Here is a 20,783-nt window from a genome sequence, read left to right as displayed (position 1 = left end):
GCCCTCGGCCCACGCCCCGACGGCCCCCGCCCCACGCCCCGACGGCCCCCGCCCCTACGGCAGCGCGAGCCCCGGATCCATCCCGCCCAGCGCCGACCTGCACAGGCAGTCCCGCTCCTCCGTCGTCGGCAGTGCCGACACCGCGTCGAAGATCACGCCCCGCAGCCGGTCCACGTTCGCCGCGAAGACCCGCAGCACCTCGTCGTGCGAGACACCCTCACCCGTCTCGGCGCCCGCGTCGAGGTCGGTGACCAGGGTCAGCGAGGTGTAGCAGAGCTCCAGCTCACGGGCGAGCGCGGCCTCGGGGTGGCCGGTCATGCCCACCACGGACCAGCCCTGCGCCTGGTGCCACAGCGATTCCGCGCGGGTCGAGAAGCGCGGGCCCTCGACCACGACCAGCGTGCCGCCGTCCACCGCCTCCCAGTCCCGGCCGCGTGCCGCCTTCAGCGCGGCCGTGCGCCCGGTGGGGCAGTAGGGGTCGGCCAGGGACACGTGCACCACGTTCGGCACCGTGCCGTCGGGCAACGGCAGCCCGTCGAAGTAGGAGTTGGCGCGGGACTTCGTGCGGTCGACGAGCTGGTCCGGCACGAGCAGCGTGCCCGGACCGTACTCGGGGCGCAGCCCGCCCACCGCGCACGGGCCGAGGACCTGCCGCACGCCCACCGACCGCAGCGCCCACAGGTTGGCCCGGTAGTTGATGCGGTGCGGCGGCAGATGGTGGCCGCGTCCGTGCCGGGGGAGGAAGGCGACCCGCCGGCCGGCGACCTCGCCGAGGAAGAGGGAGTCGCTGGGCTGCCCGTAGGGAGTGTCGACCTCTATCTCGGTCACGTCGTCCAGGAACGAGTAGAAACCGGAGCCGCCGATCACGCCGATCTCGGCGTTCGCCTTGTTCGCCATGCCCCGACCCTAGCCGCACGGCCATGACACCCGGGCCCCCTCGGCCCGACTGCCACACCCCACCCCCTTACCCTGACCGCCGCACCCGGCCCCCTCGCCCCGACCGCCGCACCCTCGACCGCCGCACCCGGCCGCCTCGCTCCGTCCGCCGCACCCCGCCCCCTCGCGCGACCGCCCAGACCCCCGGCCCCGCCCTCACCAGGCACGCAAGGACCCCGTCGCCCGATGGCGACAGGGTCCGTGAGGAATTCGGCGTGCGCGTGAAGCGCGCGGTGCTACGCGGCGGTGCTGCTGCTCGTGGAGCTGCCGGAGCCCGACGAGGAGGAGCCCGAGTCCGAGGAGGACGTCGACGACGAGGACGACGAGGACGACGACGAAGACGACTTCGCGGACGCCGGCGTGCTGCTCGACGAGGAGCCGCGGCTGTCGTTGCGGTAGAAGCCGGAGCCCTTGAAGACGATGCCGACTGCCGAGAACACCTTCTTCAGGCGCCCCTTGCAGTTCGGGCACTCGGTCAGGGCGTCGTCGGTGAACTTCTGCACCGCCTCGAGGCCCTCGCCGCACTCGGTGCACTGGTACTGGTAGGTCGGCACTGTCTTCCTCCTGGCACTCTCACTCGATGAGTGCTAACGACGGTCCATAGTGACGTATTCCGGCCGCTCAGTCCACTGCCACCGGCACGCGGTGACCCACGCCACGTGCGACCGTGCGCCCGGGGGAGCGTGCCACCAACCGGGAGCGCAGCGCCAGCAGGGTGATCAGGGCGAGCAGTGTGCCGCCCGCCGGGACCAGGAAACCGGCACCGCCCCAGTAGCGGTCCTCCAGTTGTCCGGCGACCGTGACGGCCGCCGCCTGCCCGAGCGCCACGGCGCCCGTCAGCCAGGTGAACGCCTCGGTGCGGGCGCCGGCCGGGACCAGGTCCTCGACCAGGGTGTAGCCGGTGATCAGCGCGGGCGCGATGCACATGCCGACCAGCAGGCCGAGCCCGGCGAGGAGCAGCACCGAGTGGGCGGCCCACAGGCCGGACGCGGCCAGCGCGAGCGCGGTGTAGCCGACGACCAGGCGCCGGTGCGGGGCGGCCTTCCAGGCGATGGCTCCGCAGGCGATGCCGGAGAGCATGTTGCCCGCGGCGAAGACGCCGTACAGGACGCCGTTCAGGCCGGGCTCGCCGATCGACTCGGTGAACGCGGCGAGGGAGACCTGCATGCCGCCGAAGACGGACCCGATGCCGAGGAACGTCACGATCAGCACGCGCACGCCGGGGACGCGCAGGGCGGAGACGTGCTCCACGCGTGCGTGCCCGCGGGGCGCGACCGACGGCTGGGTGGTCTTCTGCGCGGCGAACAGCAGACCGCCGACGAGGGTCAGCGCGGCCTCGGTCACCAGCCCGGCGGCCGGGTGGACGGCCGTGCACAGGGCGGTGGCCAGCAGCGGTCCGACGACGAAGGTCAGCTCGTCGGTGACGGACTCGAAGGCCGCCGCCGTCGTCATCAGGGGCGAGTCCTTCAGGGTGACGCCCCAGCGGGCGCGGACCATGGGGCCGACCTGCGGCACGGAGGCACCGGTGGGGACGGCCGCCGCGAACAGCGCCCACAGGGGGGCGTCCGCGAGGGCGAGCGCGGTGAGCGTCAGGCCCGACAGGGTGTGCAGGAGCACGCCGGGGATCAGGACGGAGCGCTGCCCGTAGCGGTCGGCGAGCCGGCCGGTGAAGGGCGCGAACACCGCCATGGAGACGCCGGTGACGGCCGCCGCGGCGCCGGCCGCGCCGTAGGAGCCGGTGGTGTGCTGCACCAGCAGCACGATGGAGATGGTGAGCATCGCGAACGGCTGGCGTGCCGCGAAGCCGGGGAGCAGGAACGTCCAGGCGCCGCGGGTGCGCAGCAGCTGGAGGTATCCCGGGCGGGAGGCCGCCGCCGAGTTCTTCGACGAGGTGACCGTGGTCGCCACGGCCCGTGCCTTTCTGCCGCCTGGTAGCGCGGCCCCGTGCGTGCGGGGGCGGCGCCGAGAGCTGTCCTCTTGCGCGGAACTGCGGTAGATACCGGGCCCGCTTCAGCAGGGGCGTGCCGGCCGCCATACGGTCGCGCCAGCTCTGCGTCAGGCAGAGTTGGTTCGATCTGGTGCGCCTTCATCGTACAGGTAACTGGCGGCGGTGTTCCTGTGAAAATGAGCACCATCAGGGGCCCCGCCTGCGAATATCCGGCGTTGGCGCGGCTGGGGGCGGCGCGGTGTCAGGGCGCGGGCCCGTCCGCGCCGAGCCAGCCGGCCAGCTTGCCGCCGTGTCCGACCGCGCGCAGGCGGCGTTCGGCGGCGTCCCGGACCGGGTCGGTGGCGACCACCAGCAGTTCGTCGCCGCGTTGCAGCACGGTCGTCGGCAGCGGCACGAAGGACTGCCCGTCGCGCACCACGAGGGTGACGGCCGCGCCGGGCGGCAGCCGCAGCTCGCCCACCTCGACGCCGTGCATGCGCGAACCCTTGGGGATCGAGAACGACAGCAGATGCCCGCGCAGCCGCTCCAGCGGCGCCGACTCGATGCCGAGGTCGGCGGCCTCGGCGTCCTGGCCCAGATGCAGCTTGCGGGCCAGCCACGGCAGCGTCGGCCCCTGGACCAGGGTGTAGACGACGACCAGCACGAACACGAGGTTGAAGATCCGGCGGCTGCCGGCGACGCCCTCGACCATGGGGATCGTCGCCAGGATGATGGGCACGGCGCCGCGCAGCCCGGCCCAGGACATCAGCGCCTGCTCCTGCCAGGGCACGCGGAACGGCAGCAGGCCGAGGACGATGCTCAGCGGGCGGGCGACCATGGTCAGCACCAGGCCGATGAGGAGGGCGGGCAGGAAGTCGTCGGCCAGTTCGTGCGGTGTGACCAGCAGGCCGAGCAGGACGAACATGCCGATCTGCGCCATCCAGCCGAGCCCTTCGGCGAAGCCCCGGGTGGCGGGCCAGTGCGGCAGGCGCGCGTTGCCCATCATCATCGCGGCGAGATAGACGGCGAGGAAGCCGCTGCCGTGCGCGATGGCGCCCGCCGCGTACGCCGTGACGGCGATGGCCATGACGGCGATCGGGTAGAGGCCGGAGGCGGGCAGCGCCACGTGCCGCAGTCCCCAGGCGCCGAGCCAGCCGACCGCGAGGCCGATGGCGGCGCCGATGGCCAGCTCCAGGAGGATCTCGCCGATCAGGACGTACCAGTGCTCGATCGGACCGGCCGTGGAGAAGGCGACGACCAGGATGACCACCGGGGCGTCGTTGAAGCCGGACTCGGCCTCCAGCGTGCCCGTCACGCGCGCGGGGAGGGGCACTTTGCGCAGCACCGAGAAGACCGCCGCGGCGTCCGTCGAGGACACCACCGCCCCGATGATGAGCGCCTGGCGCCACTCCAGCCCGATCAGGTAGTGCGCCGCGGCCGCCGTGACGCCGACGCTCACCGCGACGCCCACCACGGCCAGCGCGGACGCCGAGGGCAGCGCCGGTTTGATCTCCGACCACTTCGTGCCGAGACCGCCCTCGGCCAGGATCACGACGAGGGCCCCGTATCCGATGACCTGGGTCAGTTCGGCGTTGTCGAAGTGGATGCCTGCGATGCCGTCCTGGCCCATGGCGACGCCGATGGCCAGGTAGATGAGCAGGCTGGGGAGCCCGCTGCGCGAGGAGATCCGGACCGCTGCGACGGCGACGAGCAGGACGAGCGAGCAGACGAGCAGGAGCTGGTTGAGGTCGTGGACAGTCAGCGGCCGTTTCCTTCCTGGCTACGCGCACGCACGCGTGAGCACGTACATCGCACACGAAACTGCGGTTCACCGCAGCCAACTACTTCGTTACCTTACCTAACTCTTGACGATTTCTTGACACTCGTCGGGGGCGAGATCGAACGTTCGTCCGCGCCCGTTCCCGACTCCGCGTCAAGTGCCGGTGGGCCCTGCGCCTATCGTTGCTCCAGCGCTCAGTTAAAAGCACAGCCCGACCTGCCGCTCGCGTTAGGACAGCAAGGACAGCGATGCCCCCGAACACCACCGCCTCCACGGGTCAGCAGCCCGGCAAGTCCGGCAGGAAGAAGGGGCGCAGAGCCCGCCTGTTCGTGCTCGTTCTGGTGCTGGCGATCGTGGGCGGCGTCGCCTACGGCGCGTACTGGTCCATCAGTACCGTCCGCGCCTCCTTCCCGCAGACCAAGGGCTCGGTCACCCTCGACGGCCTGTCGGGCCCCGTGGACGTCAAACGCGACGACCACGGCATCCCGCAGATCTACGCCTCCTCCGACGAGGACCTGTTCAAGGCGCAGGGCTACGTCCAGGCGCAGGACCGGTTCTACGAGATGGACGTGCGCCGCCACATGACGGCCGGACGCCTGTCGGAGATGTTCGGCAAGGACCAGGTCAAGAACGACGAGTTCCTGCGCACCCTCGGCTGGCACCGGGTCGCGCAGCAGGAGTACGACACCAAGCTGTCGGCCGACACCAAGAAGTACCTCCGGGCGTACGCCGAGGGAGTCAACGCGTACCTGGCGGGCAAGGACGGCGCGGACCTCTCCCTGGAGTACGCGGCGCTCGGCTTCAGCAACGACTACAAGCCGGAGAAGTGGACCCCGGTCGACTCGATCGCCTGGCTGAAGGCGATGGCCTGGGACCTGCGCGGCAACATGCAGGACGAGATCGACCGCGCCCTGATGACCAGCCGCCTCGGCCCCCAGCAGATCGCCGACCTGTACCCGCGCTACCCGTACGGCCGGAACAAGGCGGTCGTGCAGGAGGGCCAGTACGACGAGCTGACGCGGACCTTCGAGCAGGGCGGCGGCACCGGCACGGCAGGCGGCGCGAGCGGCACCGGTACGGCGGCGGGCGGCGCGGCGACCGGTGGCACCGGCTCGGCCGCGGGCGGCACCGCGGCGGGCGGCGCGGCAGGCACCTCCGGCGACTCGGCGGCGGCCGGCCTGCAGAGCCAGCTCGGCGGCCTGTACGAGGTGCTGGACGACCTGCCCACCGCCGTCGGCGTCAACGGCAACGGCATCGGCTCCAACGCCTGGGTCGTCTCCGGCGCGCACACCATCACCGGCAAGCCGCTGCTCGCCAACGACCCGCACCTGTCGGCCTCGCTGCCGTCCGTCTGGTACCAGATGGGCCTGCACTGCCGCAGCGTCTCCGCCAAGTGCCAGTACGACGTCTCCGGTTACACCTTCGCGGGCATGCCCGGCGTGGTCATCGGCCACAACCGGGACATCGCCTGGGGCATGACCAACTCCGGCGTCGACGTCACCGACCTCTACCTGGAGAAGATCACCGGCGACGGCTACCTGTACGACGGCAAGGTCCGCCCCTTCACCACGCGCGAGGAGACCATCGAGGTCGCCGGCGGCGAGGCCGAGAAGATCGTCGTCCGCGAGACCAACAACGGGCCCCTGCTGTCCGACCGCGACAGCGACCTCGTGCGGGTCGGCAAGCGGGCCACCGTCGACACCGCCGCGCCCGACCGGGGCGACGGCTACGGCGTCGCGCTGCGCTGGACCGCGCTGGAGGCCGGCACCACCATGGACGCCGTCTTCGCGATGGACCGGGCGCGGAACTGGAGCGAGTTCCGCAAGGCCGCCGCCCTGTTCGACGTGCCCTCGCAGAACCTCGTCTACGCCGACACCGAGAACCACATCGGCTACACCCTGCCGGGCCGCATCCCGGTGCGCGCCGAGGGCCACGACGGCTCCGTCCCGGCGCCCGGCTGGGACCCCGACTACCGCTGGACCGGCAAGTACATCGAGCAGGACGAACTGCCCCACGAGTACGACCCGGAGCGCGGCTACATCGTCACCGCCAACCAGGCCGTGGTCGACGCGGACGACTACCCGTACACGCTGACCACGGACTGGGGCTACGGCACCCGCAGCCAGCGGATCACCGACCTGGTCCAGGCCAAGACCAAGGACGGCGGCAAGATCTCCACCGACGACATGCGTCAGATGCAGATGGACAACAGCAGCGAGATCGCCAAGCTGCTGGTGCCCCAGATGCTGAAGATCGACGTCGGCGACCCGGACGTCCGCGAGGCGCAGAAGCTGCTGGAGGGCTGGGACTACACCCAGGACGCCGACTCGGCGGCGGCCGCGTACTTCAACTCGGTGTGGCGCAACGTCCTCAAGCTCGCCTTCGGCAACAAGCTGCCCAAGGAGCTGCGGGTCAAGGGCCAGTGCCTGTGGGTGGAACCGGTCAACACGACCGGCCCCGCCGACGAGGCCGAGAAGGTCCGCGAGTGCGGTCTGCGCGACGCCGACCAGGCGCAGCCGGACGGCGGCGACCGCTGGTTCGAGGTCGTGCGCGCGCTCATGGACGACGAGGACAGCGACTGGTGGAAGACGTCCGGGGCGGGCACCCGCCCCGGCGCCGAGGACCGGGACGGGCTGTTCAAGCGGGCGATGATCGACGCCCGTTGGGAGCTGACCGCCAAGCTCGGCAAGGACATCGACTCCTGGAGCTGGGGCCGGCTGCACCGCCTGTTCCTGAAGAACCAGACCCTGGGCACCGAGGGCCCCGGCGTCCTGCAGTACGTCCTCAACCGCGGCCCCTGGAAGCTCAGCGGCGGCGAGGCGGCGGTCAACGCGACCGGCTGGAACGCGGCCGGCGGCTACGGCGTCGTGTGGGTGCCGTCGATGCGGATGGTGGTCAACCTCGGCGACCTCGACAAGTCCCGCTGGATCAACCTCAGCGGCGCCTCGGGGCACGCCTACAGCTCCCACTACACCGACCAGACCGGCAAGTGGGCCAACGGCGAACTGCTGACGTGGCCCTTCTCGGACAAGGCGGTCGAGGCAGGCACGAGCGACACGCTGTTGCTCAAGCCGTGACCCGGGACAGCTGACGACAGCGGCCCCCACGCGTGCGTGGAGGCCGCTGTCGCGTTCCGGGCGGCAGCACCGGGCCGACGCCCCGGGCCGGCCCGGACCAGTCGGACCAGCCCGTGACCGGTCGGACCGGCCCGGATCGTCGGACCGGCCCGGATCAGTCGAAGTGCCGTACCCCCGACGGCGTCACCACCGCGTGCACCGGCCGGTCGTGCGGCTCCGCGGGGACGCGCTCGACGACCTCCGTGTCGTACAGCAGCACCACCAGCGCCGGATGCGCGTCGGCGCGCTCCAGCCGGGCGAGCACACGGTCGTAGGAGCCGCCGCCGCGCCCCAGCCGCATCCCGCGCGCGTCGACCGCCAGGCCCGGCAGCAGGACGACGTCGGCGCCGGTCACCGCCTCCGGTCCCAGACGCTCCCCGGCGGGCTCGTGCAGGGCCATCTTCCCGCCGTGCCGCACGCGCGCGAGGGCGGCCCGCGTCTCGTACTCGCCCCAGTCCAGGTCGTTGTCGGGCAGCAGCACCGGCAGCAGGACGCGTACGCCCCGCGCGCGCAGCGCGTCCAGCAGTGCGAGCGTGCCGGGTTCGCTCCCCACGGAGACGTACGCCGCCACCGTGCGCGCCCCGGCCAACTCGGGCAGCGCGAGCGCCCGCCCGGCCAGCGCCGCGGCCGATTCCCGCACGTCATCGGCCGTCAACCTGCTCCTCACCGAGAGGAGCTCTCGCCGCAACGTTCGCTTGTCAGGCTCGGCCGCGCGTCTGCCGTGACTCATAGCTCGCTCCCGTACCGTTCCAATTGCGCTCATATGAGAGCCAAATAACCGGACCTGCGGATTCCACACAAAGTCACCGGTTAAGGTGGCGGGCATGACTCAGTCGCACCCCAGGATCAGCAAGGCTGTCATCCCCGCAGCAGGCCTCGGTACCCGGTTCCTGCCGGCCACCAAAGCCACTCCCAAGGAGATGCTGCCGGTCGTGGACAAGCCGGCGATCCAGTACGTGGTCGAGGAGGCCGTCGCCGCGGGTCTCGACGACGTCCTCATGGTGACGGGCCGCAACAAGCGCCCCCTGGAGGACCACTTCGACCGCAACTACGAACTCGAGTCGGCCCTGGAGAAGAAGGGCGACGCCGAACGCCTCGCCAAGGTCCAGGAGTCCAGCGACCTCGCCACGATGCACTACGTCCGCCAGGGCGACCCCCGGGGCCTCGGCCACGCCGTGCTGTGCGCCGCGCCGCACGTCGGCAACGAGCCCTTCGCGGTCCTCCTCGGCGACGACCTGATCGACCCCCGCGACCCGCTGCTGCGGCGCATGGTCGAGGTCCAGGAGCAGCGCGGCGGCAGCGTCGTCGCGCTCATGGAGGTCGCCCCCGAGCAGATCCACCTCTACGGGTGCGCCGCCGTCGAGACCACCGAGGACGGCGACGTCGTCAAGGTCAGCGGCCTGGTCGAGAAGCCCGACCCGGCCGACGCCCCTTCCAACTACGCCATCATCGGCCGCTACGTCCTCGACCCGCACGTCTTCGACATACTGCGCAAGACCGAGCCCGGCCGCGGCGGCGAGATCCAGCTCACCGACGCCCTCCAGCAGCTCGCGGCGGACGAGAAGGTCGGCGGCCCGGTCCACGGCGTCGTCTTCAAGGGCCGCCGCTACGACACCGGCGACCGTGGCGACTACCTGCGTGCCATTGTCAGACTCGCGTGCGAACGTGAAGACCTGGGCCCGGAGTTCCAGGCCTGGCTTCGCAGGTACGTAGCCGAGGAGATGTAGCAACGTTGAGCAGCGCCGCGCCCCGCGTCATCGGCCAGGACCACCTCTGGTCGGTGGACGAGCACCTGGAGGACGTCCTCGCCACGGTCCGCCCCCTCGAACCCATCGAGCTGAACCTCCTCGACGCCCTCGGCTGCGTCCTCGTCGAGGACGTCACGGTGCCGGTCTCCCTGCCGCCGTTCGACAACAGCTCCATGGACGGGTACGCGGTACGGGTCGCCGACGTCGCGGGCGCGAGCGAGGAGTTCCCGGCCGTCCTTGAGGTCGTCGGCGACGTCGCGGCGGGCCAGGCCGACCTGCTGCACGTCGGCCCCGGCCAGGCCGCCCGCATCATGACCGGCGCCCCGCTGCCGCCCGGCGCGGAGACCGTCGTCCCCGTCGAGTGGACCGACGGCGGGCTCGGCGAGGGACCTGGCGTGTCCGGCATGCGCGCGAGCAGCCTCGCCCCCGAGGGCGCCACCGGACGGGTCCACGTGTACCGCCCGGCACCGGCACGCGCGCACGTGCGCGCCAAGGGCAGCGACGTGAAGGCCGGCGAGCGCGCCCTGGAGGCGGGTACCGTCCTCGGCCCGCCGCAGATCGGCCTGCTCGCCGCGATCGGCCGCGGCACGGTCCGGGTGCGCCCGCGCCCCCGCGTGGTCGTGCTCTCCACCGGCAGCGAACTCGTCCAGCCCGGCGAGGAACTGCGCAGCGGCCAGATCTACGACTCCAACAGCTTCGCCCTCACCGCCGCCGCCCGCGACGCCGGCGCCATCGCCTACCGCGTGGGCGCCGTCGCCGACGACGCCGACACCCTGCGCTCCACCATCGAGGACCAACTGGTCCGCGCCGACCTGATGGTGACCACGGGCGGCGTCAGCGTCGGCGCGTACGACGTCGTCAAGGAGGCGCTGTCGTCCGTCGGCGACGAGGACGAGCCCGGCAGCGGCGTGGAGTTCCGCAAGCTCGCCATGCAGCCCGGCAAGCCCCAGGGCTTCGGCTCCGTCGGCCCCGACCACACCCCGCTGCTGGCGCTGCCCGGCAACCCGGTGTCGTCGTACGTCTCCTTCGAGCTGTTCGTCCGCCCCGCGATCCGCGCTCTCATGGGCCTGGCCGACGTCCACCGGCCGCGCACGCGCGCGAAGCTGACCGCGGACCGGGCGCTGACCTCGCCGAAGGGCCGCCGCCAGTTCCTGCGCGGCAGGTACACCGGCGGCACCGTCACCCCGGTCGGCGGCGCCGGCTCCCACCTGGTCGCCGCCCTCGCGCAGGCCGACGCGCTGATCGTCGTCCCCGAGGACACCGAGTCGGTGGCGCCCGGCACCGACGTCGAGGTGGTCCTGCTCGGCTGAGCGTCCCAGGTTGGCGGTACCGTGTCGCGCACAACAGGCCCGCGCGCCGCACCGCGCCGGGCCCGGACCGGGAGCGCCACGATCATGACTGTGCCTTCCCGGGGGGAGACCCCCGGACCTTCTGAGCAGGACCGGCTGACGCACATCGACGAGGCGGGCGCCGCCCGCATGGTCGACGTGTCCGGCAAGGAGGTCACCGCGCGCACCGCCCGCGCCTCCGGCCGCGTCCTGGTCTCGCCCCGCGTGGTGGAACTGCTGCGCGGCGAGGGTGTGCCCAAGGGCGACGCGCTCGCCACGGCGCGGATCGCGGGCATCATGGGCGCCAAACGCACCCCCGACCTGATCCCGCTGTGCCACCCGCTCGCGCTGTCCGGTGTGAAACTGGACCTGTCGGTCGCGGACGACGCCGTGGAGATCCTGGCCACGGTGCGGACCACGGACCGCACGGGCGTCGAGATGGAAGCGCTCACCGCGGTCTCGGTCGCCGCGCTCACCGTGATCGACATGGTGAAGGCGGTCGACAAGGGAGCGGTCATCACGGACGTGCGGGTGGAGGAGAAGACGGGCGGCAAGTCGGGCGACTGGAGCCGGTCATGACGCCGGCCGCGCCGGCCGGCGCGGCGCTGCTCGCGCCGTACGCCGCCCTGGTGGTCACGGCCTCCAACCGGGCCGCCGCCGGTGTCTACGAGGACAAGGGCGGCCCGCTGGTCGCCGCGGGCCTCGAACGCTTCGGGTTCGCGGTCGACGGCCCGCAGGTGGTGCCCGACGGCGACCCGGTGGAGGCCGCCCTGCGCGCGGCCGTCGAGGCCGGGTACGACGTCGTGGTCACGACCGGCGGCACCGGCATCTCGCCCACCGACCGCACGCCCGAGGCGACCCGCCGGGTGTTCGACCGCGAGGTGCCGGGCATCGCGGAGGCCGTCCGGGCGTTCGGCCGGGACAAGGTGCCCACCGCGGCGCTGTCCCGGGGCCTGGCCGGAGTGGCGGGCGGCACGCTGATCGTGAACCTGCCGGGCTCCACCGGCGGGGTGAAGGACGGGCTGGCCGTCCTGGAGCCCCTGCTCGTCCACGCCGTGGACCAGATCCGCGGCGGCGACCACCCCAGACCTACCCCCAGTGCCTCACCGGCCTGGGAGGTTCCCCCGGGGGGTGCCAGCTGAACAGCCCATCCTGGCCCGTCGAGCTGGTGGACGGCGACGTCCGTCTCCGGCCGATAAAGATGCGCGACCAGCGGGCCTGGCGCGAGGTCAACCGGCGCAATCGCGACTGGCTGCGGCCGTGGGAGGCGACCATACCGCCGCCCACGCCGGGTGGTCCGTTCACGCACCGGCCGACCTACCGCCAGATGGTCCGGCATCTGCGCTCGGAGGCGAACGCGGGCCGGATGCTGCCGTTCGTCATCGAGTACCAGGGGCGGCTGGCCGGTCAGCTGACGGTCGCCGGGATCACCTGGGGCTCGATGTGCTCGGGGCACGTCGGGTACTGGGTGGACGAGGCGGTGGCCGGCCGCGGGGTGATGCCGACAGCCGTGGCGCTGGTCGTGGACCACTGTTTCCGCACGGTCGGTCTGCACCGCGTGGAGGTCTGCATTCGCCCCGAGAACGGGCCCAGCCGCCGGGTCGTGGAGAAACTCGGATTCCGCGAGGAGGGCCTGCGTCCGCGTTATCTCCACATCGACGGAGCCTGGCGGGACCATCTCGTCTTCGCCCTCACGGCGGAAGAGGTGCCCGAAGGGCTGCTGAGGCGCTGGCAGCGCGCACGCTCCAGGAACGAGCCGCGCAACCCGGGAATCACGCACGGACCCGGTAATTGAATAAACGTTCGAAATTGATCGGTGAGTGACCGACTCGGGGTGTCGAATTTCGTCCCGGGTGATCCGCTGATCACACTCCTCACAAAAAATGCTCGAAATATCAGCCAGATCGTGCGACACACCGGCGCAATTGGCGGATGGCCTCACACAAACCCCTCTACCGTGTGAGGCGTGAGCAGCAGCGGCCTCATCTACGCAGTCATCGTCGGGGCCTGGGCCGCCTACTTGGTGCCCATGTGGCTCCGTAGGCAGGACGAGCTGAACGAGGCCCGTCCAACGGAACGCTTCAGCACCGCCATCCGGTTGCTGTCCGGACGGGCGGCAATGGAGCGCCGATACGCCAAGGACCTGCGGGAGCGCTCCGCCGACGAGGTGGAGTACGACGTGGTGGACCCGGACGCCGTCACCGACTCGGTGGACGTCCGGGCCTTCGCCGTGTCCAAAACCCGCCCCCAGACCCAGGTGCCCGTGTCCCCGCCCGCCCCCGAGCGGCCGGCACCGGCCACCCGGGACCAGCGGGAGCGGCCGGCCGAACCGGCGCACGAACGCGCGTTTGCCCCGGCACCCGAACAGGGCACCGCCGCCCCGCAGCGGGGACGCGTCCCGGCCGCCCGCCGCGGGCCTTCGTCGCAGGCGGCCCAGGAGGCCGCCGCACGCGCCCGGCGCTCGAAGGTGCTCGCGCGCCGTCGGCGCACCACGGTCGTGCTGTTCCTCGCCTTCACCCTCGGCGCGATCGTCGCCGCCGTCGGAGGACTCGCGTTCCTCTGGGCGCCCGGCGTGCCCGCCGTACTGCTCAGCGGCTACATCGCCTACCTGCGCTCGCAGGAGCGCCGCCGCTTCACGTACCAGATGGACCGCCGCCGGGCCGAGGCCGCGGCGCAGCGGCTGCGTGAGCGGCACCGCCAGCCGCGCCGCCGCCCCGCCGCCGAGACGGTGGCCGACGAACCGGAAGAGGGACCTGCCCCGGCGACGGACCCGGGCCTGTCCGCGCTCGCCGCCGACCGGCGGGCCCTCGTCGAGCAGACCGACCACGCCGAGTGGGTCGACCAGCAGCGCGAGCGGCAGCGGCTGCCCGGGCAGGGCGAGAGCTGGGACCCCGTGCCGGTGCCGCTCCCGACGTACGTGACCGCGCCGGTCGCACCGCGCGCCACGGCCGACGTGGACCTGACCGGGCCGGACGCGTGGAGTTCGGCGCGGTCCAGCGCCGTCGCCCGGGACCGGGAGGACGAGCCGGGCGAGCCGGGCGGGCCGGAGGAGACCCCGGCCCGCACCGCCGAGTCGGCGGCGCCGACACCGGTGCCGAGTCCCGCGCCGAGTCCGGCACCGAGGACCGGGGCGAGGGCGGTGGCCGCAGCGACGCCCGCCGGGCCGCGTCCGCCCGCCGGGCGCGGGAGCGGGGCCACACGCCGCTGTTCGACCAGTACGAGGACGGCGGCAGGCCGCGCGCCGCCAACGAATAACCGCACGACAAGGCGCCGGCCGGGGTCCTCACGGTCCCCACCAGCACCCCTTCCGCCGGCCGCCCGGGAACGGATTTCCAAGCAGGCCGATCGGGGTGCTAAAGTTCCACTCGTTGCAAGGGCCTGTGGCGCAGTCCGGTAGCGCACCTCGTTCGCATCGAGGGGGCCAGGGGTTCAAATCCCCTCAGGTCCACCGCAACAACTGCCAAGAGCAGTTGGAAAGATCCCGCCCGATCGAAAGATCGGGCGGGATCTTTGTCGTTCCGGGAAACCGCAGGACCCCGCCCGTCACCGCCCGCCGACGATCACGAGGGACAGCCGAGATGAGCAGCACGACCGTGAACGGCGCCACGCTCCACTACGACGACCTCGGCCCCTCGGACGGAACCCCGGTCGCCCTGATCCACGGCCACCCCTTCAACCGCACCCTGTGGGCGCCGCAGGCCGAGGCGCTCGTGGCGGCCGGACACCGCGTGGTCCTGTTCGACCTGCGGGGTTACGGGGACAGCGACGTCACGCCCGGCAAGGTGCTCCTGTCCGACTTCGCCGACGACCTCGCCGCCCTCCTGGACCACCTCGGCATCGAACGCGCCGTCGTGGGCGGCGTCTCCATGGGCGGGCAGATCGCCATGGAGTTCCACCGTGCCCACCCCGGGCGGGTGCGTGCCCTCGTCCTGTCCGACACCTCCGCCCCGGCCGAGACCGAGGAGGGCAGGGACGTCCGCAACCGCCTCGCCGACCGGCTGCTCGCCGAGGGCATGGACGGTTACGCGGACGAGGTCATCGGCAAGATGCTCGCCGCCTACAACGTCAGCGCCCTGCCCGAGGTGGCCGCGCGGGTCCTCGCCATGATGCGGGCCACCGATCCGAGGGGCGCCGCCGCGGCCCTGCGCGGGCGGGCCGAACGCCCCGACTACCGCGACAGCCTGCCCGCCGTCGACGTGCCGACGCTGGTCGTCGTCGGCGCCGACGACGTCTACACGCCGGTCGCGCAGGCCGAGGACATCTGCCGGCTCGTCCCGCACGCCACGCTGAGCGTCATCGACGACGCCGGTCACCTGCCGTCCGCCGAGCAGCCCGGCCGTTTCAACGCCGCCCTGCTGGAGTTCCTGCGGGGCGTGTGAGCCGGCGGGGCCGGATCAGAGCCGCTTCGCGTAGCAGCGGCTCGACTCGTGGAAGCGGTAGTAGCCGAACTTCTCGCACGGCTCATAACCGCTGGACGTGTACAGCGCTATGGCTTCCGGCTGCTTGGTGCCGGTCTCCAGGATCATGCGGGTGCGGCCGGCCGCGCGGGCGTCGTCCTCCAGGGCGGCCAGGATGCGGCGGGCCAGGCCTCGGCCGCGCATCACCTCGGTCACGAACATCCGCTTCAGCTCGGCGTCGCCGTCCCGGTAGCCCTCCTCGCTCGTCTCCTGGGCACGCCAGCCGCCCGTGGCGACGGGGGAGTCGAGCTCGTCGTACGCGATCAGGTACAGGCCGTTCGGCGGCTCGAAGTCGGCCGGGTCGAGCGGGGTGGCGTCGCCGCCGTCTCCGTAGCGCAGGTCGTACTCGGCCTGTACCTCGTCGTTCAGCTTGACGGCGTCGGGGTGGTCGAAGGCGACGCGGCGAATGTTCATGCTGGGCACCGTATATCAATTCATTCGTGTCGTTCCAGAGCGGGATCCTGTCCAGTGTGCCGGTATCGTGCCGGGGTGCTGACTGTGACCTCTGTGAACGTGAACGGACTGCGGGCCGCCGCGAAGAAGGGCTTCGTGGAGTGGCTCGCCGACACCTCCGCCGACGTGCTCTGTCTGCAGGAGGTGCGCGCGGAGCCGCAGCAGCTGCCCGAGCCCGTCCGGGCGCCCGACGGCTGGCACGTCGTCCACGCGCCCGCCGCCGCCAAGGGCCGCGCCGGCGTCTCCCTCTACACCCGCCGCGAGCCCGACCGGGTCCGGATCGGCTTCGGCTCGGCGGAGTTCGACGGCAGCGGGCGCTACGTCGAGGCCGACCTGCCCGGTGTGACGGTCGCCTCCCTCTACCTGCCCTCCGGCGAGGTCGGCACCGAGCGCCAGGACGAGAAGGTCCGCTTCATGGGCGAGTTCCTGGCGTACCTCAAGGACCTGCGCGACCGTGCCGCCGCCGACGGGCGCGAGGTCCTGGTCTGCGGCGACTGGAACATCGCCCACCGGCAGGCCGACCTGAAGAACTGGCGCGGCAACACCAAGAACTCCGGCTTCCTGCCCGAGGAACGCGCCTGGCTCGACCAGGTCCTCGCCCCGTCCGACGGCGGCTACGTCGACGTGGTGCGCGCCCTGCACCCGGACGCGGAGGGCCCGTACTCGTGGTGGTCGTACCGGGGGCGGGCGTTCGACAATGACGCGGGTTGGCGCATCGACTACCACGTCGCGACGCCGGGGCTGGCCGGACGGGCCGTCAAGGGGTACGTCGAGCGGGCGGCCACGCACGCCGAGCGGTGGTCCGACCACGCGCCGGTGACCGTCGTCTACGAGCGTTAGCGTGCGTCCGACGCGTGGCGCGGGCGGGTCCTAGCCGTGTTTGCGCAACCGCCGGTCCAGGGCCAGGGACAGTTCCGCCTCCACCACGCTCTGTGCCAGCGGGCGCAGGCGCTGGAGGTCTTCCTCCGCGGCGTGGTGCAGGACCATGTCGGCGAAGATCTCGGCGAGGGCGTTGGCGTGGTCGCGGACGCGGCGCCCCGCCGTGAGGACCTCGGCGAGCGGGATGCCCTCGCGGACCAGGGCCGAGGACACCTCCAGCAGACGGCGGCTGATGTGGACGAACTCCTCGCCGTCGGTGCCGAGATAGCCGAGTTCCATAGCGGCGGCGAGGTTCTCGGGGGTGACCTCGCCCTCGAAGCGGGCGGCGAGTTCCTCGGGGGTGAGGCGGACCGGCTCCTCCTCGGTGGGTTCGCCGAGGCCGAGGAGGTCGCCGACGTCGCGGCCGTGGTCGAAGGCGTCGGCGAGTTCCGCGATGCCGTTCAGGGTGTGGCCGCGTTCCAGCAGCGCGGAGATGGTGCGCAGGCGGGCCAGGTGGTGGTCGTCGTACCAGGCGATGCGGCCCTCGCGGCGGGGTGGCGGGATCAGCTTGCGCTCGCGGTAGAAGCGCAGGGTGCGCACCGTGATGCCGGCCAGTCTGGCCAGTTCCTCCATGCGGTATTCGCGTCGTCCGTGTCGCTCGCCGTCTTCTGCCACATGGGAAGCCTATGGCGTACCGCCGGTAACTTTCTTTGGACGGACCCCTACCGGTCGGTACGCACCTGTTCTACTCTCCCCATTGCGCCAGTGTTCACTGGCAGGGTCGTGAGTGATGCGTGGAGGCGTCGGGATGACCGAGCACGAGCATGTCAGGGTGGCGGTGATCGGGTCCGGATTCGGCGGGCTGGGGGCCGCCGTGCGGCTGCGCCGCGAAGGAATCACCGACTTCGTCGTCCTGGAACGGGCCGACAGCGTCGGCGGGACCTGGCGGGACAACAGCTATCCGGGGTGCGCGTGCGACGTGCCGTCGCACCTGTACTCGTTCTCGTTCGCGCCCAACCCCGACTGGCCGCGCACCTTCTCCGGGCAGGAGCACATCCGCGCCTACCTGGAGCACGTCACCGACACCTTCGGGCTCCGGCCGCACATCCGCCTCAACTCCGAGGTCAGGGTGATGCGGTGGGACGGCGAGAAGCTGCGCTGGAACATCGAGACCGCCGCCGGCACCCTCTCCGCCGACGTCGTCGTCTCCGCCACCGGACCCCTGTCCGACCCGAAGGTCCCCGACATCAAGGGCCTGGACTCCTTCCCCGGCAAGGTCTTCCACTCGGCCCGCTGGGACCACGACTACGACCTGCGCGGCAAGCGCGTCGCCATGATCGGCACCGGCGCGTCCGCCATCCAGATCGTGCCGTCCATCCAGCCGGAGGTCGGCCGGCTCACCCTCTTCCAGCGCACCCCGGCCTGGGTGATGCCCCGCATGGACCGGGCGATCAGCGGCGTGGAGCGCTCGCTGCACCGCACGCTGCCCTTCACCACGCAGCTGCGCCGCGGCCTGCTGTGGGGCATCCGGGAGCTCCAGGTCCAGGCGTTCACCAAGCACCCCAACGAGCTCGGCTTCGTCGAGCAGCTGGCCAAGCGCAACATGTACCGCGCCATCAAGGACCCGGCGCTGCGCGCCAAGCTGACCCCCGACTACCGGATCGGCTGCAAGCGCATCCTGCTGTCCAGCACGTACTACCCGGCACTCGCACGCCCCAACGTCGACGTCGTCGCGAGCGGTCTGAGCGAGGTGCGCGGCTCCACCCTCGTCGCCTCCGACGGTACCGAGGCCGAGGTGGACGCGATCATCTTCGGCACCGGATTCCACGTCACGGACATGCCGATCGCCGAGCGGGTCGTCGGCGCCGAGGGCCGCACCCTCGCCGAGACCTGGAAGGGCGGCATGGAGGCCCTGCGCGGCGCGTCCGCCGCCGGGTTCCCGAACTGGATGACGATCATCGGCCCGAACACCGGCCTCGGGAACTCGTCCATGATCCTGATGATCGAGTCCCAGCTGAACTACATGGCGGACTATCTGCGGCAGTTGAACGTCCTCGGCGGCCGGGCCGCCCTCGACGCCCGCCCCGCCGCCGTGTCCCTGTGGAACAACCGGGTGCAGGAGCGCATGAAGCGCACCGTGTGGAACACCGGCGGCTGCACCAGCTGGTACCTGGACGCCGCCGGCCGCAACACCACCATCTGGCCCGGCACGACCAGTGAGTTCCGCAGGGCGACCCGGCGCGTGGACCTCGCCGAGTACGAGGTGCTGCGGGCGCCAGCGGCCCGGCCCACCGAGGAGCCGCAGCTGGAGGTGGGCGCGTGAGCCGCCTCACCCGCGTGGCCGCCGGACCCTACGCCCCGCCCGTCCCGGCCCGCGAGCTGACCGCCGTGTCCGCCGACGGCGCCCGGCTGCACGTCGAGGTGCACGGGCCCGAGTCGGCGCCCGCCGTCGTCCTCGCGCACGGCTGGACCTGCTCGACCGCCTTCTGGGCGGCGCAGATCAGCGCCCTGTCGGCCGACCACCGGGTCATCGCCTACGACCAGCGCGGCCACGGACGCAGCCCCGCGAGCCCCACCAGCAGCACCGACGCGCTCGCCGACGACCTCGAAGCCGTCCTCGCCGCGACCCTCGCGCCGGGCGAGCGGGCCGTGATCGCCGGGCACTCCATGGGCGGCATGACCGTCATGGCGGCCTCGCGGCGGGCGGGCTTCCGGGAGCACGCGGCAGCCGTCCTGCTGTGCAGCACGGGCAGCTCGGACCTGGTGGCCGCCTCCACGGTCGTACCGATGCGGCCCGGCCGCATACGCACCTGGCTGACCCGGAAGATACTCGGCTCGCGCGCCCCGCTCGGCCCCGTCACGCCGCTGGCCCGCCGCATCCTCAAGTACGGGACCATGGGCCCCGGTTCGGCGCCGGACATGGTCGAGGCGTGCGCCCGCATCGTGCACGCCTGCCCGCGCCGGGTGCGCCACGCCTGGTCGCAGGTGCTGGACCTGCTCGACCTCGACCACGGGGTGCGGGAACTGAACGTGCCGACGGCGGTCGTCGTCGGCACCGCCGACCGGCTCACGCCGCCGGTGAAGGCACGCGCCGTGGCCGACGCGCTGCCGGACTGCCTGGGGCTGACGGAGCTGCCGGGCATCGGCCACATGTCGCCGGTCGAGGCGCCGGAACCGATCAGCCGGAAGATACGCGAACTGGTCGACACCTACGTCCGGGTGGACACCCAGGTGAAGGAGGACGCATGAGCAGGGTGAGCCTGGAGGGCAGGGTCGCGGTCGTCACCGGGGCCGCGCGCGGAGTCGGCGAGCTGCTGGCCCGCAAGCTGTCCGCGCGGGGCGTGAAGGTGGCCCTCGTCGGCCTCGAACCGGACGAGCTGAAGCAGGTCTCGGCGCGGCTGCACAGCGAGAGCGAGCACTGGCACGCGGACGTCACCGACCCCGAGGCGATGGCGCGGGTGGCCCGCGAGGTCCAGGAGCGCTTCGGCAAGGTGGACATCGTGGTCGCCAACGCGGGCGTCGCGACCGGCGGCCCGTTCGTCGACTCCGACCCTGAGTCCTGGCGGCGCGTCATCGAGGTCAACCTGATCGGCTCGGCGGTGACCGCCCGCGCCTTCCTGCCCGCGCTGATCGAGAGCCGCGGCTATCTGCTCCAGGTGGCCTCCCTCGCCGCGATCACGCCGGCGCCCATGATGACGGCCTACTGCGCGTCCAAGTCCGGCGTCGAGGCGTACGCGCACAGCCTGCGGGCCGAGGTCGGGTACCGGGGTGTGAAGGTCGGCGTCGGCTACCTGTCGTGGACCGACACCGACATGGTGCGCGGCGCCGACCAGGACGACGTCATGCGGGAGCTGCGGCAGCGACTGCCGTGGCCGGCGAACAGGACGTACCCGCTGGGCCCGGCCGTGGACCGGCTCGTGGAGGGCATCGAGCGGCGGGCCGCCCATGTGTACGGGCAGTGGTGGCTGCGCGGCATGCAGGGGGTGCGCGGTTATTTGCCCGGCGTCATCGGAGTCGTCGGGCAGCGCGAGATGCGGCGGTTCGCCGACCGGCTCGTGGGGATGCGCACGGGGCTGGTCGGGGCGGGCGGCGCGGCCGACGAGCAGGCCCGGACGGCCGCCCGGCGGGACTGAGCAGGCGGCGTTACGCACCGTTGTTGATCGAAATGCGCAGCGTGTCC

18 protein-coding genes, 1 tRNA gene and 1 pseudogene are annotated in these 20,783 nt (G+C 72.3%); 13 read left to right on the top strand and 7 right to left on the bottom strand.

Annotated features, from left to right (window positions below):
- Nucleotides 1–54 precede the first annotated feature (54 nt).
- The 4 genes from QC282_RS23140 to QC282_RS23125 all read right to left on the bottom strand — a co-directional run bounded on the left by QC282_RS23140 (nucleotide 55) and on the right by QC282_RS23125 (nucleotide 4,625).
- Nucleotides 55–897, bottom strand: a complete 843-nt coding sequence (locus tag QC282_RS23140) for an S-methyl-5'-thioadenosine phosphorylase (protein ID WP_279551459.1) — start codon at nucleotides 895–897, stop codon at nucleotides 55–57.
- Nucleotides 898–1,172: 275 nt separating this feature from the next.
- On the bottom strand, nucleotides 1,173–1,490 hold the full coding sequence (locus QC282_RS23135; protein ID WP_279551458.1) for an FmdB family zinc ribbon protein: 318 nt from the start codon (nucleotides 1,488–1,490) through the stop codon (nucleotides 1,173–1,175).
- Between the two features lie 67 nt (nucleotides 1,491–1,557).
- Nucleotides 1,558–2,844: an MFS transporter gene (locus QC282_RS23130; protein ID WP_279551457.1), complete on the bottom strand. Its 1,287-nt coding sequence runs from the start codon at nucleotides 2,842–2,844 to the stop codon at nucleotides 1,558–1,560.
- A 281-nt stretch (nucleotides 2,845–3,125) separates the two neighbouring features.
- Entirely contained in the window at nucleotides 3,126–4,625 is a 1,500-nt protein-coding gene (locus QC282_RS23125; RefSeq protein WP_279551463.1) for a potassium/proton antiporter, read from the bottom strand.
- A gap of 266 nt (nucleotides 4,626–4,891) precedes the next feature.
- Between QC282_RS23125 and QC282_RS23120 the strand changes: the two genes are divergently transcribed.
- Nucleotides 4,892–7,720: a penicillin acylase family protein gene (locus QC282_RS23120; RefSeq protein ID WP_279551456.1), complete on the top strand. Its 2,829-nt coding sequence runs from the start codon at nucleotides 4,892–4,894 to the stop codon at nucleotides 7,718–7,720.
- Nucleotides 7,721–7,874: 154 nt separating this feature from the next.
- Here the strand turns inward: QC282_RS23120 and QC282_RS23115 are convergent, their stop codons facing one another.
- Nucleotides 7,875–8,489, bottom strand: coding sequence for a 5-formyltetrahydrofolate cyclo-ligase (locus QC282_RS23115; RefSeq protein ID WP_279551455.1), 615 nt, complete (start codon nucleotides 8,487–8,489; stop codon nucleotides 7,875–7,877).
- Nucleotides 8,490–8,583: 94 nt separating this feature from the next.
- Between QC282_RS23115 and galU the strand changes: the two genes are divergently transcribed.
- The 8 genes and pseudogenes from galU (at nucleotide 8,584) to QC282_RS23075 (ending at nucleotide 15,214) form a co-directional block, all read left to right on the top strand.
- A complete protein-coding gene (gene galU, locus QC282_RS23110) occupies nucleotides 8,584–9,486 on the top strand; it encodes a UTP--glucose-1-phosphate uridylyltransferase GalU (RefSeq protein ID WP_279551454.1) in 903 nt (300 codons plus the stop codon).
- 5 nt (nucleotides 9,487–9,491) lie between these two features.
- Complete coding sequence (glp, locus tag QC282_RS23105) at nucleotides 9,492–10,817, top strand: gephyrin-like molybdotransferase Glp (RefSeq protein ID WP_279551453.1); 1,326 nt, start codon at nucleotides 9,492–9,494, stop codon at nucleotides 10,815–10,817.
- 84 nt (nucleotides 10,818–10,901) lie between these two features.
- On the top strand, nucleotides 10,902–11,414 hold the full coding sequence (gene moaC, locus QC282_RS23100; RefSeq protein WP_279551452.1) for a cyclic pyranopterin monophosphate synthase MoaC: 513 nt from the start codon (nucleotides 10,902–10,904) through the stop codon (nucleotides 11,412–11,414).
- The gene (locus tag QC282_RS23095) at nucleotides 11,411–11,977 is read left to right on the top strand and encodes a MogA/MoaB family molybdenum cofactor biosynthesis protein (RefSeq protein WP_279551451.1); all 567 of its coding nucleotides are present in this window, start codon (nucleotides 11,411–11,413) and stop codon (nucleotides 11,975–11,977) included. Before moaC ends, QC282_RS23095 begins: the two co-directional genes overlap by 4 nt.
- On the top strand, nucleotides 11,974–12,630 hold the full coding sequence (locus QC282_RS23090) for a GNAT family protein (protein WP_279551462.1): 657 nt from the start codon (nucleotides 11,974–11,976) through the stop codon (nucleotides 12,628–12,630). The genes QC282_RS23095 and QC282_RS23090 overlap by 4 nt, the downstream gene beginning before the upstream one ends.
- Before the next feature lie 171 nt (nucleotides 12,631–12,801).
- A pseudogene (gene glpR / locus QC282_RS23085) lies at nucleotides 12,802–14,090 on the top strand (gephyrin-like molybdotransferase receptor GlpR).
- Between the two features lie 119 nt (nucleotides 14,091–14,209).
- A tRNA-Ala gene (locus QC282_RS23080) sits at nucleotides 14,210–14,283 on the top strand.
- A gap of 130 nt (nucleotides 14,284–14,413) precedes the next feature.
- Nucleotides 14,414–15,214 carry an alpha/beta fold hydrolase gene (locus QC282_RS23075; protein WP_279551450.1) on the top strand — a complete coding sequence of 267 codons (801 nt, stop codon included), beginning with the start codon at nucleotides 14,414–14,416 and terminating at the stop codon, nucleotides 15,212–15,214.
- 15 nt (nucleotides 15,215–15,229) lie between these two features.
- On the opposite strand, the gene QC282_RS23070 is transcribed toward QC282_RS23075, so the two are convergent.
- A complete protein-coding gene (locus tag QC282_RS23070) occupies nucleotides 15,230–15,706 on the bottom strand; it encodes a GNAT family N-acetyltransferase (protein WP_279551449.1) in 477 nt (158 codons plus the stop codon).
- A gap of 75 nt (nucleotides 15,707–15,781) precedes the next feature.
- Here QC282_RS23070 and QC282_RS23065 point away from each other — a divergent pair, with 75 nt between their 5' ends.
- Nucleotides 15,782–16,585 carry an exodeoxyribonuclease III gene (locus QC282_RS23065; protein ID WP_279551448.1) on the top strand — a complete coding sequence of 268 codons (804 nt, stop codon included), beginning with the start codon at nucleotides 15,782–15,784 and terminating at the stop codon, nucleotides 16,583–16,585.
- 30 nt (nucleotides 16,586–16,615) lie between these two features.
- Here QC282_RS23065 and QC282_RS23060 read toward each other — a convergent pair whose 3' ends face one another.
- Nucleotides 16,616–17,236, bottom strand: coding sequence for a MerR family transcriptional regulator (locus QC282_RS23060; protein ID WP_279551461.1), 621 nt, complete (start codon nucleotides 17,234–17,236; stop codon nucleotides 16,616–16,618).
- Nucleotides 17,237–17,411: 175 nt separating this feature from the next.
- Between QC282_RS23060 and QC282_RS23055 the strand changes: the two genes are divergently transcribed.
- Genes QC282_RS23055 through QC282_RS23045 form a run of 3 tightly spaced genes read left to right on the top strand, consistent with a single transcriptional unit; the run spans nucleotide 17,412 to nucleotide 20,736 of the window.
- Entirely contained in the window at nucleotides 17,412–18,926 is a 1,515-nt protein-coding gene (locus QC282_RS23055; RefSeq protein ID WP_279551447.1) for an NAD(P)/FAD-dependent oxidoreductase, read from the top strand.
- Nucleotides 18,923–19,852 (top strand): alpha/beta hydrolase, encoded by a 930-nt coding sequence (locus QC282_RS23050; protein WP_279551446.1) that lies wholly within the window; start codon nucleotides 18,923–18,925, stop codon nucleotides 19,850–19,852. The genes QC282_RS23055 and QC282_RS23050 overlap by 4 nt, the downstream gene beginning before the upstream one ends.
- Nucleotides 19,849–20,736: an SDR family oxidoreductase gene (locus QC282_RS23045; protein ID WP_279551445.1), complete on the top strand. Its 888-nt coding sequence runs from the start codon at nucleotides 19,849–19,851 to the stop codon at nucleotides 20,734–20,736. The genes QC282_RS23050 and QC282_RS23045 overlap by 4 nt, the downstream gene beginning before the upstream one ends.
- Nucleotides 20,737–20,783: the final 47 nt, after the last annotated feature.

Source organism: Streptomyces sp. DH24, from assembly GCF_029813775.1.
GTDB lineage: Bacteria > Actinomycetota > Actinomycetes > Streptomycetales > Streptomycetaceae > Streptomyces.
The sequence above is the reverse complement of the archived record's forward strand: the minus strand, read 5'-3'. Positions and strand labels throughout refer to the sequence as shown.